1 rRNA gene is annotated in these 238 nt (G+C 51.7%); it reads right to left on the bottom strand.

What is annotated here, in order from left to right:
- Positions 1–238: ribosomal RNA gene (locus AB4Y44_RS42975) — 23S ribosomal RNA — on the bottom strand; the annotation flags it as partial.

The raw sequence follows: 238 nt of genomic DNA, 5'->3' as shown, positions 1-238 counted from the left end.
AGCGTTTGGCTGACGGTACGGATAAAGAGTACAGGCTGGTCCCATTTCGCTCGCCACTACTTTGGGAATCTCGGTTGATTTCTTTTCCTGCGGCTACTTAGATGTTTCAGTTCGCCGCGTTCGCTTCGCATGGCCTATGTATTCAGCCATGGATACTCCATTCGGAGTGGGTTTCCCCATTCGGACATCTACGGATCAAAGCTTGTTTGCCAGCTCCCCGTAGCTTTTCGCAGGCTAC

It is taken from the genome of Paraburkholderia sp. BR10937, assembly GCF_040965695.1.
Classification (GTDB): Bacteria; Pseudomonadota; Gammaproteobacteria; order Burkholderiales; family Burkholderiaceae; genus Paraburkholderia.
This window is presented reverse-complemented; position numbering and strand designations above follow the sequence as displayed.